The following is a 13,053-nucleotide window of genomic DNA, read 5'->3' on the forward strand; positions in this document are numbered from 1 at the left end:
CGGCCTCAAGAAACGGCTGTTCACCGACGGCGTAGCCGGTCCGGGACTAGCAGCCGCCGTCCATGGGTTGTCCTCTATAAGATCCGGCGTCGCGGCCCCGGCTGGGCCGGAGGCAGCCGGAGCAGCCAGGAGGTGCCCCATGAACCAGACACGCAAGCCCAGCCCGGAAGAGTTCGACGACGGCCCGCTGGACTCATATTCGGAGACGGTCATGCGGGTGGCTGAGACGGTTACGCCGCACGTTGCGGCCATAGAAATGACCAGCACCCGCCGGACCGGCCGGTTCCGCGCGGGAGCAGGTTCTGCAGTCCTGTTTACCGAGGACGGCTATCTCCTGACGAATTCGCACGTGGTGGCCGGCACCACTAAGGGCCATGCCGCGTTTGCCGACGGCAGCCGGACCGATCTCGAACTGGTTGGCGTGGATCCTTTGTCGGATCTCGCCGTGGTCCGCGGCAAGGCGCCTAGGGTGGCCCCTGCCCGGTTCGGCGACGCTGAGACACTGCGTGTGGGCCAGCTGGTCATCGCGGTCGGGAATCCGCTCGGGCTGGCAGGATCAGTCACGGCCGGAGTGGTCAGCGGCCTGGGCCGTTCCATCCCGGTCTGGGCGGGCGGCAACCGGCGGGTGATCGAGGACGTCATCCAGACCGACGCGGCCCTCAACCCAGGCAGTTCCGGCGGCGCCCTGGCAGACGCGCACGGCAGGATCGTGGGCATCAACACCGCAGTGGCCGGCGCCGGGCTTGGCCTCGCCGTGCCCATCAACACCACGACACGGCGGATCATCGCAGCCCTGCTGAAAGATGGCCGGGTCAGGCGGGCCTACCTCGGAGTGGTCAGCACCCCCATTCGGCTAAACGCCAGTGCGGTGATCAGGACGGGCCAGCGGGAGGGGCTCAGGGTGGTGGAGGTGCTGGCCGGATCGCCTGCAGAACGCGCGGGACTACAGGCCGGCGACATCATCCTTACAGCCGGAAGCCGTGCCGTCAGCAACGCTGAAAGCCTGCAGAAACTGCTGTTCGCCGATGCAATCGGCAAGCCGCTGCAGATCAGGGTGCTGAGGCACGGCAGGGATGAGGACCTCGTTGCCGTACCCGACGAGATGCAGGCAAACGGCCAGTAAGGCTACCGGCGCTTCTTCAAGTGCGCCACCGGGTCCTGGGCGCCCTCAGGGTTCTTCGCCTTCTTCTCGGCGCGTTTTTCCTTGATGGTCTTGACCGGCTTCTTTGCCAGGTTCTGGTGGGGTGTTTTGTCCGGCATGGCGTGCTCCTTACAGCAGGGGACGGGCTGCGTCCCACTTCGTAAGTTACGCCTATTCAGCCCCGAATGTAATGGCCTGGATCGACACGAAATCAGTCCGGAACAGGTACGTCGGCGATGCCCACAAAACGCGTCCCGACGCCGTCGAACTCGCTGCGGACGTACCCCTCACGCGTGCGGGGCACCTCTTCGGGATCGTGGTGCCCGCACACCACGTAGGTGAAGTCCGGCCACCATTTCTTGGGGCGGGCGGCTTCCTCGTAACCGCAGACTGCACATTCCAGATGGACCCACACAGGGCGTTTGCCGGTGCGGTTTGCGCGGGACTGGACCAGCCAAGGCGGCGGGTTGTCCAGGATTTCACCCAGCTCGGCCTCGGTCATCCACTTCGGAAGGCCATGGCGCTGTGCCATCTCCATGGGTACATCAAGGGCAATGGCCGCGTCGCGTCTGCTAATCATCACCATCCACGATACGGGAGCCCGCCAAATCAGCGCGCCGTCACCACAGCTGACAAGGCAGCAAACGCTAGGACACCAGGGCGATCCCGGCAGCTGCCGCGCCAAAACCCAGGACCAGGTTGGCCGCAAGATTCACTGCGGCAGCGCCGAATCGTTCCTCGCTGAGCAGCCGCACCGTTGCGGTGGTCCACGAACTGAAGGTGGTCAGCCCTCCGGCCAGGCCCGTGGCCAGGCCGGCCTGCCACTCGGCGCCAAGCCCCAGCGCCGCGGTGGAGCCGTGCGCTGCTCCGATGACGAAGCTGCCTGCCACGTTCACCAGCAGCGTGGCCCAGGGCCAGTGCAGCCTCTCTGCGCTGCCTGTGGCGCGTGTACTGCGGATGGAACTGTGATGCGCAAACCAGCTGTCCACGCCGAAGCGGAGAAGGGCGCCTGCCACGCCGAATATTCCTACCATGACCGCCGCGATCACCGGCGGACCCCGGGGTGCCGGCCAACCAATTTCCCGGCCCGCCACCCCACGCCGGCGGCCGCAAGTCCAAGGAGCAGCGACAGTGCGAGGTAGGCGGACCACACACCATGTTGCCCGGCCCGGGCCAGTTGGTCCACGGAAAAGACCACGGCCGAGAATGTTGTGAAGGAGCCCAGCAGGCCAGGCCCCAGCCCGGCCCGCAGCCAGAAGGCAGTCTGCGGCCGGGCCATCCACATGGTGGTCAGGGCGGCCAGGACAAAGCTGCCGGCCACGTTGATGCCCAGGGTGGTCCAGGGAAAGGCGCCGGGCAGTTCAGGAAACGCAACAGCCAGGCCGTAGCGCAGCTCGGTACCGATCAGGGCGCCGGCCGCCACCGCAAGCCAGGCGCGCAGCCCTACGCCGGAAGTCTTCAGCCGGCTCACACCCTGGGCAAGTCAGCGTCCCCGAGGAGGCAGCCGGGGTGGGGGTGGTCGCTGTGCACCCACAGCGCCGACGTAACCTCGTCAGCGAGGTCGTAGTTCCGTTCGCGGCCCGAATTGCTGATCCGCACCACCAGGGCGCCGCCGAAGGGCCGGCGGCCCACCACCTCAACTTCGGCGTCGAGGTCTATCTCCTCGGCGGCCAGGTAGCGGAGCAGTTCCGGGTTGTCGTCGCTGATCCGGGTAATCCGGCCGGTATGGCCCTCATCAAGTTCACCCATGAGGTGCGCGCGGGGCATGAACACTTTGCCATCGGCGGTGGGGATCGGATCGCCGTGCGGATCCCGCTGCGGGTTGCCCAGCTTGGCTGCCATCCGTTCTATGAAGGTGTCCGAGACGGCATGCTCCAGCAGTTCGGCTTCGTCGTGCACCTCGTCCCAGCTGTACCCCAGCTGCTGGACGAGGTACGTCTCGATCAGCCGGTGGCGCCGCACCATGGAAAGGGCAAGCCGGAGACCGGCGTCCGTGAGCCTGATGGCACTGTACGGTTTGTGGTCCACCAGGCCCTGGTCCTTCAGCTTGCGGACCATTTCCGATACGGAGGAATTGGCCACGCCAAGGCGCTGCGCCAGCTGGGAGGACGTGATGGGCTTGTCCTGCCATTCGGTGAATGAGTAGATGACCTTGACGTAGTCCTCGATGGAGGAGGAGGGCGCGCTGGTCTTCACGGGATCAAGCCTACCGGCTCGCCGCCGCCATGCGGGGACTGGCGGGGCCGGCGGTGGCGGGCACTCATGCCCTCACCGCCCGCCAGGCCAGGGTGAGGTAAGGCAACTCCAGGTCTTCGTCCGGCGCATGTCCCAGGTGCTCATGCAGGTACCAGTCGAGGTTCGCCAGTACCTTCGCCCGGGTGGCCTCACCCGCACGGAGGTAGTAGCTGCGCGACTTTGTCAGCTCCATCAGGTCGGTGGTGGTGACGGAGTCCTGCCAGTGCGTCAGGTGGTCCTCCAAGCCCTCGAACTCAGGCCCCACCAGCGGCCGGAAACCGGGTTTGTAGACGTCCCCGGCATGCATGATCCTCGAGAGCCGGTGGACCCAGGGGACGGACGTGTCCAGCTGGTTCCACACCAGGCCAAGCGTTCCCCCGGGGCGGAGGACGCGGGCCAGTTCCGTGCTTGCCCGCAGCGCATCGCACCAGTGCCAGGCCTGCGCCACGGTGACGACGTCGAACGCTGAGTCAGGCAGGCCGGTGGCCTCCGCGGTGCCCAGGACAGCCGCGGCGCCGGGATAATGTTCCGCCAGCTGTCCGAGCATGTCGGCTGAGGGGTCCACCGCCGTGACGGACAGCCCCAGCCCCAGCAGCAGTTCAGTGAACTTGCCCGTGCCGGCACCAACGTCGAGCGCGTCCCGGGCGCCCGGAGGTACCAGCCACTGTGCTGTCTCAGCGGGATACCCGGGCCGCACCTGCTGGTAGTGTTTGCCGCCATCCTGGAAGCTCTGGCCCAGCTCCCGCCGCCGGCCGTGATCCAGCCTGGGGCCACCCCGTGCCACGCGTGGCCTCCTTCGTCGGGTCTCGTTGCTACCTTCCGAATTTACCGCACCCGCGCCGGTGTGGCGGAGCGGCAGCATGCAGGCGGGCCGCAGGTCAGTCGTCGATGCAGGGGGCGGCGCCGGCCGTTCCCGGAGTGTTGGGAGCCCAGTGGGGGTAGGTGCGGTTGTCGTTGGCGGGAACCCAGCGGCCCGCGTCCACCACGTAGTCCCAGCCGAGCCCCTTGCTCCGCAGGTCACGGATTCCTGCCAGGAGCCGCTCGGCATCGTCAAGCCGGGATCCCACGCCGAAACTGGCACGGAGGGAACCCGACGGCAGCCCCAGCCGCTTGAGCAGCGGGTGGGCGCAGAAGCGGCCGTCACGCAGGCCCACGCCATGCTCTGCCGACAGGTACGCCGCCACCAGTCCGGCGTCGTAGCCTTCGACCGAGAAGTTGACCACGCCGATGGTGTCCGTATCCGGGTTGGTGTCCTGAAAGATCTGGTGGACGGTCACGCCGTCGATTCCCTGCAGGCCCTCCACCAGGTAGGAGCGGATGGCTGATTCGTGCGCGTGCCAGCGGTCCTGGTCCAGCCCCGCGATGACCTGCGTTGCGCGGGCCAGGGTGGCCGCTCCCAGCACGTTCGGTGATCCGCCCTCATGGCGGGCCGGGCCCGTTGCCCAGCTGACGCCGTCGAGCCTTGCCTCCTTGACGGCGCCGCCGCCGGCAAGGTGCGGTGTTCCGGCGTCGAGCCAGTCCGGCCGGCCCACCAGCACACCGGCGCCAAAAGGCGCGTAAAGCTTGTGCCCCGAGAAGGCGATGTAGTCGACGTCGTCAGCGGTGATGTCGATGCGGCGGTGCGGCGCCAGCTGGGCCGCGTCCACCACGATCCTTGCGCCGTGCTCGTGGGCGAGTGCGGCGAGGGCGCGGACGGGAAGGATTTCGCCCGTGACGTTGGACGCGCCGGTGACGGCGAGCAGGCTTACCCCGCCGTGCTGCAGTTCGGCACGCACGGCCTCAATGGTCCCTGCGATGGTGTCGTCCGCCACGATGCTGCGGTGGGGGACGCCCTGCCATGGCAGCAGGTTGGCGTGGTGCTCAATGTCGAGGTACAGGACGTCGCCGTCGGCCCGGCCGTTCGTGACGGGCAGGCAGCCGGCCAGCAGGTTGAGGGAGTCGGTGGTGTTCCGGGTGAAGATCACGGAATCGTCCGGGCGGCCGCCCACGAACTCCCGGACGATGGCCCTGGCATTCTCGTAGACCGAGGTGCTGATCTGGGAGGCGTAGCCGGCTCCGCGGTGCACGCTCGCGTAGAACGGCAGGATTTCATTGAGGTAGGCGGACACCACGGAGAGCGCCGGCGCGGACGCGCCGTAGTCCAGGTTCGCGTACCGGACGTGCCCGCCATGGATCAGGGGAGCCTGGATTTCGGCGCCCGTGACTGCCGCCAGGGGACGGCCGGCTGCGGCGTGGCGCTGGTCGAAGAGGGCGTCCTGTCCGGGCTGTGCTGCGGCGTCAGGCTGGATTGCGGCGTTGGGGGAGACGGTGGCTGTTGTCACAGAGACCTCACTTTGAAACAGGACTCCGCTGGGGGAATCCGCGCTTGCCGCATCCGTTCCGGACCCGCCTGGTCGTCACCCGGGGCACCCCACCGCGAATGGAGGGTTGCCGGCCAGCAAACCGGGGTTTAGCGCTGGCACTCGTGACCTGGTTAAGAGCGTAGGACATAGCCCGCGCAGGCTAAAAGCCGGCCGGAATGTTAAGGCCTTTGTTACGCGCAGTTGAAAAGGTCCGCTTTTGCCGAAGATAACGACGGCGGGCGCCTCCTTTCGGAGGTGCCCGCCGTTGATTGTTCGGAAGAGGAGGGTCAGAGGAGGTCGTCCAGGTCCGGGTTCAACCGGCGCAGCACCTCCGAGTGAAGGATGGAATTCGTGGCCAGTGCGTTGCCGCCGAACGGGCCGTCCTCACCTTCCAGCGATGTGAACCGGCCGCCCGCTTCAACCACGATGGGCACCAGGGCGGCCATGTCGTAGAGGTTGAGCTCGGGCTCGCAGGCGATATCCACCGAGCCTTCCGCCACCATGCAGTACGACCAGAAGTCCCCGAATGCCCTGGTACGCCACACGTCCTCCGTGAGGCCCAGGAATTCGTTGAGGTTACCGCGCTCCTTCCAGCCGCCAAGGCTCGAATACGACAGGGAAGCGTCGGACAGTTTGGACACGTTGGACACGCGGAGGCGGGTTGCGGCTGCCAGGGAACGTCCCATATAGGCGCCCATGCCCTTGGCCGCCCACCAGCGCTTGCCCAGTGCAGGGGCGCTCACCACGCCCACCACCGGCTCGCCTTCGTCCACGAGGGCGATCAGGGTGGCCCACACCGGAACGCCGCGGACGAAATTCTTGGTGCCGTCGATGGGATCGATGATCCACCGCCGCGCACCATGGCCGGTGCTGCCAAACTCCTCGCCGAGTACGGCATCGCGCGGACGGGAACGGGAGAGCTGGCCGCGGATGGCCTCCTCGGCCGCCTTGTCGGCATCGGTGACGGGCGTCAGGTCCGGCTTGGTCTCGATGTGGAGGTCCAGCGCCTTGAAGCGGCTCATTGTCTGGTCGTCCACTGAGTCGGCCAGGACGTGGGCCAGGCGCAGGTCATCGTTGTAGCTCGAAGCGGGTTGGATCATGGTTCCAAACTACCGTCTGCGCGCCGTTCTGCCGGGAACCGGGCCCCGTCAGTTGACGCTGCCCAGCTCCTTGGCCTCCTGGGCTTCCATTCGGGGGTCCGTCCCCAGGAGCCGCCGCAGGGAGGCCAGCCTTGCTGAACCGGTGGGTCCGGCATGGCCTCCCGCTACCCACGCGTCCAGCCCACAGTCCACGGCGGTGGCTGTGTGCTTGCAGCCGCGCTCGCAGTCATCCGTGCCGGGGGAGAGGTCCGGGAAGGAGCGCAGGATCCGGTCCGGGTCCACGTGGGCCAGGCCGAAGGAGCGGATGCCGGGGGTGTCGATGATCCAGCTGCCGGACGGCGCGTCCGCGAGGCGCAGGGCGAGGGCGGACGACGACGTGTGCCTGCCCCGGCCGGTCACCGCGTTCACCCCTCCGGTGGCCCGTTCGGCCCCGGTCAGCGCATTCACCATGGTTGACTTGCCCACGCCGGAATGCCCCAGCATCACGGTCACTTTCCCGCCGAGGTGGGTCCGGAGCTCCGCGACGGCGGCCCTGTCCAGGCGGGCGGAGAGCCCGTCGTCGGAGCGGGCATCCACGCCCGAGGCCTGCGCATCCGCCGTCCGGCTGATGATCACGGGGAAGTCCAGGTGGGTGTAGTTGGCCAGCAGCTCCGCAGGATCCTTGATGTCCGCCTTGGTGACCAGCAGGATCGGCTCGATACCGGCGTCGTAGGCGGCCACCAGGGCGCGGTCGATGAAGCCGGTCCGTGGCTCGGGGTTGGCAGCGGCCACCACAATGACCAGTTGGTCCGCGTTGGCCACCACGGCGCGTTCCACGGGATCAGTGTCATCGGCGCTGCGCCGCAGGAGCGTCTTGCGGTCCTGGATTTTCACCAGCCGCGCCAAGGTGTCCGGCTCGCCGGAGACGTCACCCACGAGTGAAACGAAATCCCCCGCCACCACCGGGTTCCTTCGCAGTTCCCTTGCCCTGGCGGCAATAACCACACGCTCGTTGCCCGAGTCCTCACCCACCACAGCCCTGTAACGGCCCCGGTCAACCGTGATGATCCGGCCGGTGACGGCGTCGTCGTGGCTGGGCCTGTCCTTTGTGCGGGGCCTGGAGCCCTTTTTGCTGGGCCGAATCCGGACGTCGGATTCGTCCCAGGAGTCAGTGCTCCGCGCCACCGCTGGAACCTTCCGCCCCCGCCTCGGGGGTGCCGTCCTGCGCAAGCATGTCCGCCCACAACCGGGGGAAGTCCGGCATGGTCTTGGCGGTGGTGGCGATGTCCTCCACCTCGACGCCCTCCACGGCCAGGCCGAGGATGGCTCCGGCGGTAGCCATGCGGTGGTCCGCGTAACTGTGGACGACACCGGCGTGCAGCCTGGCAGGACGGATCACCAGGCCATCGCTGGTCTCCTCAGCGTCACCGCCGAGCCGGTTGATTTCGGCCACCAGCGCGGCAAGCCGGTCCGTTTCGTGTCCCCGCAGGTGGGCAATGCCGCTCAGCCGCGACGGCCCGTCCGCCAGTGCACACAGGGCGGCTACGGTGGGGGCCAGCTCGCTGGTGTCGGCGAAGTCCGCGCCCTTGATGGCCGGTCCGCCCGTGACTGTCAGGACGCCGTCGTGCAGGGTGACGTCCGCGCCCATCCGGGCGAGGATGCTGCGCCAGAGGTCACCCACCTGCTGCGTTTCCTCGGGCCAGCCGGGGATCCGCACGGTGCCCCGCGAGGCCAGGGCCGCTGCGAGGAACGGCCCGGCGTTGGACAGGTCCTGCTCGATCCGCTGGTCAAACGCCCGGATGGGTCCCGGGCTGACAACCCAGTGGTTGGGAACGGAGTCGTCCACGGCAACACCGGCCCCACGCAGGACGGCCACGGTCATGTTGATGTGGTCGAGGCTGGGCACGGGTTCGCCCGCGTGTTCCAGGTGCAGCCCCTCGGTGAACCGTGCCCCCACCAGGAGCAGCGCCGAAACGAACTGGGAGGAGGCGCTGGCGTCGATTACCAGGTGGCCGCCGCGGACCTCACCCGTGCCATCCACCACAAACGGCAATGACGACGGCGTGCCGCCCTCCGTGGAGGAAACGGCCACTCCCAGCGACTTGAGTGCTTCGATGATGGTTCCCATCGGCCGCTTGCGGGCGTGGGGGTCGCCGTCGAATTCGCCGGCGCCCCTGCGCAGTGCCGCGAGGGGCGGGACGAACCGCATGACCGTGCCGGCGAGGCCGCAGTCAATCCTGGCCAGGGACGGGGCGGCGTCCGGGTTCAGCGGAACAACTTCCAGGTCGGGTCCGAAGGCTCCGTCCCCGGGCACCTCCGTAATGGTGGCCCCCAGCTGGCGAAGTGCTTCGATCATCAGCGCGGAGTCCCTGGAGTGCAGCGGTGCGCGCAGGCGCGACGGTCCGTCAGCCAGGGCTGCAAGGACCAGGTACCTGTTGGTCAGCGACTTGGAACCGGGTACCGTGACGGTGGCATTGACGGGCCGGGACGCGAAGGGAGCGGCCCAGTGGGGGACAGGCGTGCCGGAATCATCCCGGACGGCGGCTGCTGCGGTCATTCGTTGTTATGCCCCCGTGGCCTGCTCCACCGCGCGGCGCACGGCTTTGTCCGCTTTGTGGAGTTTCTTGTTGGTGGTCTTCCTGGCATCCGCCGCGAGGTGGGACGCGCCCTTGCGTGCATCCGCGGCCAGGTGCTCTGCCCGCCAGGCCAGGCCCGGCTTGCCGGCAGTATCCACTGACGCCAGCAGTGCGCCCCCGCTCAACGACAGGTTCTTGAGGAGCTGGTTACGCCGGGTGTCGCGGCCTTCCTTGCTGCTGATGTCTGCGCTGCGCCATTCGACGAACGTGTTGAGCAGGGAAACCACGGTGAGCACAGTGGCCGAAAGCCTGGAGAACTTGCCCAGCCCGAACAGCACGCCGGCACCAACCTGGGTTCCGCCGATGACGCGGGCCAGGGTCTTCTCGTCCGTTTTGAAGGGCAGCGAGGCGGCCGCCTTGCGGAGCAGCGGCGAGAGCTGCTGCGCGGTGTCGTCAGCGTTCTTGAGCTTATCCATTCCAGCAAGGACAAAGCTGGAGGCCAGCATGGGGCGGGCGAGCGTGCGGACAAAGGACATGGATTTCCTCCCGGGTGGACGAACCGCGTCGAATGCGGCGGAGTCCGTCCTAGTCTTGCACTTTTGGGGAATATTTGCCGAGCGCGGGAGGTTATGGATGTCGGATCCGGGAACACCGGTCCGCAGGGAAGTCATGGGTGAAACCATGGAACAGATGGCCGGGCACGGATCGCCAGACGCCGGTCCCCGGCCGGACAAGCAGAGCGGAGTTGGGCCCTTGGCGCGCGTGTTGGACGGAATTGAAGCAGCAGGCCCGGTGGCACTGGACACGTTTAAGTCGGAACCATCAGGGTACGGGCCGCCGCGTGCGCGGAGCCTGACAGTAGACTTGAGGGCAATGAGCACCTTGGATCCGGCCGTTTCGGCCATGTACGAAGCTTCCCATGACGAAGCGAAGAGCAGCCTTGCCGCCGGAACAGAGGCTGCCGATTCCGCAGTTGTCCCGGTGGCCGGGCCTGCCGCGGAAACGGGCGGGGACCTGGTGGATGTTTCCACTGAATCTGTGGAAGAACGCAGGCTGAGGTTCGAGCGCGATGCGATGCAGTATGTCGACCAGCTGTATTCGGCGGCGATGCGCATGGCCCGGAACCCGTCAGATGCCGAGGACCTCGTCCAGGAGGCCTACACCAAGGCTTTCTCCGCGTTCCACCAGTACAAGCCCGGAACCAACCTCAAGGCCTGGCTCTACCGCATCCTGACCAACACGTACATCAATCTGTACCGCAAACGGCAGCGGGAGCCGCTCCAGTCCAACTCGGACACCATCGAGGACTGGCAGTTGGCGAGGGCTGAGTCCCACACCTCCAGCGGTCTCCGGTCCGCCGAGGCCGAAGCGCTGGACCACCTCCCGGATTCCGACGTGAAAAGGGCGCTCCAGGACATTCCCGAGGAATTCCGCCTTGCGGTCTACTTCGCCGATGTCGAAGGGTTCGCCTACAAGGAAATTTCAGACATCATGAACACGCCCATCGGCACGGTGATGTCCCGGCTCCACCGCGGCCGGAGAATGTTGCGGGACATGCTGGGGGAGTACGCCGCAGAGCGCGGATTCAAGACAGCCGCCGAATCACCGGACGCGGCAGGAAGCACACAACAGGAGAGCAGGAAATGAGCGACTGCCAGGGATTGGGCGATTGCGATGACACCCGGATGCAACGGATCTACGAGTACCTCGACGGTGCTTTGACCCGCGAGGACATCACCGAAATCAAGAACCACCTTGATGATTGCCCGGAATGCACGGAGCAGTACGACCTCGAATGCGTGATCCGCAACATGGTTAAGCGCTCCTGCACCGAGGCTGCCCCGGAAAACCTGAAGAACGCCATTCTTGACCGGATCCACACGATCCGGCCGGTAGACGCGTAGGGCGGCCGCACAGCCGCCGCTGACAACAGCAAAGGACCCCGGAAGCCATGTGGCTTCCGGGGTCCTTCGCTTGAACCGTATTTCCTGGCATGTGCCTAGGTGTTGGGGCGCTTCCCGTGGTTCGCGCCGCCACGCTTACGGTCACGACGCTTGCGTGCACGCTTGCTCATAGCTGGCCTCCTTCTTACTGTTGGTACTCAAAAGAGCTGCCCTCAAGTCTCGCACATCAAGTAGCTGCCCGCGAACCAGGGACGGCCGCGTGACCTGCGCTTTGTCAGCTGTAAGGGCGTACAGGCCTAGGGTCTGAGCGAGTTGCGGATCGAGATGCCGGCCTGTTCGAGGACGGTCCTGACTGTTTCCAGTGCCAGGGGGCTGAGCGGCTGCCTGCCTGCGTGCAGCCGCAGTTCCGCCCTGAGATCGTCCCGGAACCGCTGGAGCATCATTTCCGCTTCCTTCAGGGAGCGCTGGCTTTCCGGGGGCAACCTGCCGGGGACCTTGAATTCCGTCGACAGCGCGGTGGCCCGCGCGGCCTCCGCCGTGGCGGCAAGATCCGCGCGCAGGCCCCGCATGTTGCTGCGGATGTCCTCGCGGAGGTTGTCGGCCAGGCGCCGGACGGAGGCGGAGATTTGGCTCTCCACCCCGGCCAGTTCGTCACGGCGCCGGTTCAGCTCAGCCAGTCCGGAAGCGGTGATGCGGTAGTTTGTCCGGCGCCCGGCGGATTCCGTGGCCACCAGACCCTCCTCCTCAAGTTTTCCCAGCCGCGGGTAAATGGTTCCGGCGCTGGGGGAGTAGGTGCCACCAAACCGTTCCTTGAGTTCCTTGATGAGCTCGTAGCCGTGTTTGGGACCTGACTCAAGCAGTGCCAGCAGGTAAAGGCGAAGCGCGCCGTGGGCGAATACCGGGGCCATTAGGAGCCGGCTTCTGCATTTTCAACCGCCGGGCCGTGGAAGATGGAGGTTTTGCCGGACACCGTGTTCGTCCGCACCAGCATGAGCTGTCCGTCCGGGCCCGCAATGGTTTCCACCTTGCCGCCGACCACCGTGTACCGCTGGTCTCCGATCACCACCGCACCGCTGGCAGACTTGGCCACGATGTCCACGCCGACGTCATGGGGCAGGCGGATGGTGAGGTCTCCGGACACCGAGTTGGCCCCGAAATCGTGCGTGAAGCCCAGGAGGTCAAAGCTCATGTCCCCGCTGACGGTGTTGGCGCGGATATTGCTCAGGTGCCCGGATGCGGTCACTTCGCCGGAGACGCTCTTGGCGGTGAGGACACCGGTGTGGTTCCGGGCGGAGACTTCTCCGCTGATGGTGCTGATATGCAGTTCACCCTCGGTACCGTCCGCCATGACCGAGCCGGAAACCGTGTTCAGGCGGGTCTGCCCTTTGATGCCGGACACCAGCCCGTCACCGCTGACTGTTCCCGCCTCCACGCGGACGTGGGCAGGAACGGCAATACTGATGACGGCTGAATTCTCGCTGTTGTGGCTGACGGTCCCCATCAGGTTCTTGAACCAGCCCTGGGGTCCGTGCAACTGGTGGCGGACCTCCAGCCGGCCATCGCTGAGGGATACCGCCACCGGGTCTCCCTGGACGTCCGCGATCTCGATCCGGGCTACGGGTTCCTCGTGCGTGACTACGTCGAAGCGGCCCTGGACCATGCCCAGCTTCAGGGACGCCACGCCGTCGACGTCGATGGTCTGCGGGCTGGTGACAGTCCATTCTTGATCAGTCACGGGGTCCTCCAAAAGGCGATATATCGTGTTGACCCTTCCAA

Annotated in this window: 17 protein-coding genes and 1 riboswitch; of the genes, 3 read left to right on the forward strand and 14 right to left on the reverse strand. The window is 66.7% G+C overall.

The annotated features are described in order from the left end of the window. The first annotated feature begins 139 nt into the window (after nt 1–139). The gene (locus GK109_RS17245; protein ID WP_157241793.1) at nt 140–1,123 is read left to right on the forward strand and encodes a S1C family serine protease; all 984 of its coding nucleotides are present in this window, start codon (nt 140–142) and stop codon (nt 1,121–1,123) included. Between the two features lie 2 nt (nt 1,124–1,125). Here GK109_RS17245 and GK109_RS22240 read toward each other — a convergent pair whose 3' ends face one another. The 11 genes from GK109_RS22240 to GK109_RS17295 form a co-directional block, all read right to left on the reverse strand. Beyond that, nucleotides 1,126–1,260: a hypothetical protein gene (locus tag GK109_RS22240; protein ID WP_255428760.1), complete on the reverse strand. Its 135-nt coding sequence runs from the start codon at nt 1,258–1,260 to the stop codon at nt 1,126–1,128. A gap of 92 nt (nt 1,261–1,352) precedes the next feature. Then, nucleotides 1,353–1,721 (reverse strand): hypothetical protein, encoded by a 369-nt coding sequence (locus GK109_RS17250; RefSeq protein ID WP_157241794.1) that lies wholly within the window; start codon nt 1,719–1,721, stop codon nt 1,353–1,355. A 67-nt stretch (nt 1,722–1,788) separates the two neighbouring features. Beyond that, the gene (locus GK109_RS17255) at nt 1,789–2,190 is read right to left on the reverse strand and encodes a CrcB family protein (protein WP_370460665.1); all 402 of its coding nucleotides are present in this window, start codon (nt 2,188–2,190) and stop codon (nt 1,789–1,791) included. Further along, nucleotides 2,187–2,612, reverse strand: a complete 426-nt coding sequence (locus GK109_RS17260; RefSeq protein WP_370460666.1) for a CrcB family protein — start codon at nt 2,610–2,612, stop codon at nt 2,187–2,189. The genes GK109_RS17255 and GK109_RS17260 overlap by 4 nt, the downstream gene beginning before the upstream one ends. Beyond that, nucleotides 2,609–3,337: a metal-dependent transcriptional regulator gene (locus GK109_RS17265; RefSeq protein WP_321213887.1), complete on the reverse strand. Its 729-nt coding sequence runs from the start codon at nt 3,335–3,337 to the stop codon at nt 2,609–2,611. The genes GK109_RS17260 and GK109_RS17265 overlap by 4 nt, the downstream gene beginning before the upstream one ends. Nucleotides 3,338–3,401: 64 nt before the next feature. Continuing rightward, a complete protein-coding gene (locus tag GK109_RS17270; RefSeq protein WP_323056566.1) occupies nt 3,402–4,160 on the reverse strand; it encodes a class I SAM-dependent methyltransferase in 759 nt (252 codons plus the stop codon). A 94-nt stretch (nt 4,161–4,254) separates the two neighbouring features. Next, a complete protein-coding gene (locus tag GK109_RS17275) occupies nt 4,255–5,697 on the reverse strand; it encodes an aminotransferase class V-fold PLP-dependent enzyme (protein ID WP_323056565.1) in 1,443 nt (480 codons plus the stop codon). A gap of 35 nt (nt 5,698–5,732) precedes the next feature. Next, nucleotides 5,733–5,846: riboswitch (SAM riboswitch) on the reverse strand. Between the two features lie 159 nt (nt 5,847–6,005). Then, a complete protein-coding gene (hisN, locus tag GK109_RS17280) occupies nt 6,006–6,818 on the reverse strand; it encodes a histidinol-phosphatase (protein WP_157241797.1) in 813 nt (270 codons plus the stop codon). Nucleotides 6,819–6,866: 48 nt separating this feature from the next. After that, complete coding sequence (locus GK109_RS17285; RefSeq protein WP_321213884.1) at nt 6,867–7,982, reverse strand: ribosome small subunit-dependent GTPase A; 1,116 nt, start codon at nt 7,980–7,982, stop codon at nt 6,867–6,869. Next, nucleotides 7,966–9,354 (reverse strand): 3-phosphoshikimate 1-carboxyvinyltransferase, encoded by a 1,389-nt coding sequence (gene aroA / locus GK109_RS17290; protein WP_157241799.1) that lies wholly within the window; start codon nt 9,352–9,354, stop codon nt 7,966–7,968. The genes GK109_RS17285 and aroA overlap by 17 nt, the downstream gene beginning before the upstream one ends. A 6-nt stretch (nt 9,355–9,360) precedes the next feature. Then, nucleotides 9,361–9,909, reverse strand: a complete 549-nt coding sequence (locus GK109_RS17295) for a DoxX family protein (RefSeq protein ID WP_157241800.1) — start codon at nt 9,907–9,909, stop codon at nt 9,361–9,363. A gap of 337 nt (nt 9,910–10,246) precedes the next feature. Here GK109_RS17295 and GK109_RS17300 point away from each other — a divergent pair, with 337 nt between their 5' ends. Both GK109_RS17300 and rsrA read left to right on the forward strand, forming a co-directional pair. Then, entirely contained in the window at nt 10,247–11,020 is a 774-nt protein-coding gene (locus GK109_RS17300) for a sigma-70 family RNA polymerase sigma factor (RefSeq protein WP_157241801.1), read from the forward strand. After that, on the forward strand, nt 11,017–11,277 hold the full coding sequence (rsrA, locus tag GK109_RS17305) for a mycothiol system anti-sigma-R factor (protein WP_157241802.1): 261 nt from the start codon (nt 11,017–11,019) through the stop codon (nt 11,275–11,277). Before GK109_RS17300 ends, rsrA begins: the two co-directional genes overlap by 4 nt. Before the next feature lie 95 nt (nt 11,278–11,372). On the opposite strand, the gene GK109_RS22400 is transcribed toward rsrA, so the two are convergent. From GK109_RS22400 to GK109_RS17315, 3 genes are all read right to left on the reverse strand, one after another. After that, complete coding sequence (locus GK109_RS22400; RefSeq protein WP_369299106.1) at nt 11,373–11,447, reverse strand: 50S ribosomal protein bL37; 75 nt, start codon at nt 11,445–11,447, stop codon at nt 11,373–11,375. Nucleotides 11,448–11,573: 126 nt separating this feature from the next. Continuing rightward, nucleotides 11,574–12,185 carry a PadR family transcriptional regulator gene (locus tag GK109_RS17310; protein WP_157241803.1) on the reverse strand — a complete coding sequence of 204 codons (612 nt, stop codon included), beginning with the start codon at nt 12,183–12,185 and terminating at the stop codon, nt 11,574–11,576. Continuing rightward, entirely contained in the window at nt 12,185–13,012 is an 828-nt protein-coding gene (locus tag GK109_RS17315; protein ID WP_370460667.1) for a DUF4097 family beta strand repeat-containing protein, read from the reverse strand. Before GK109_RS17315 ends, GK109_RS17310 begins: the two co-directional genes overlap by 1 nt. Nucleotides 13,013–13,053: the final 41 nt, after the last annotated feature.

Source organism: Pseudarthrobacter sp. GA104 (genome assembly GCF_009741265.1).
GTDB lineage: Bacteria > Actinomycetota > Actinomycetes > Actinomycetales > Micrococcaceae > Arthrobacter.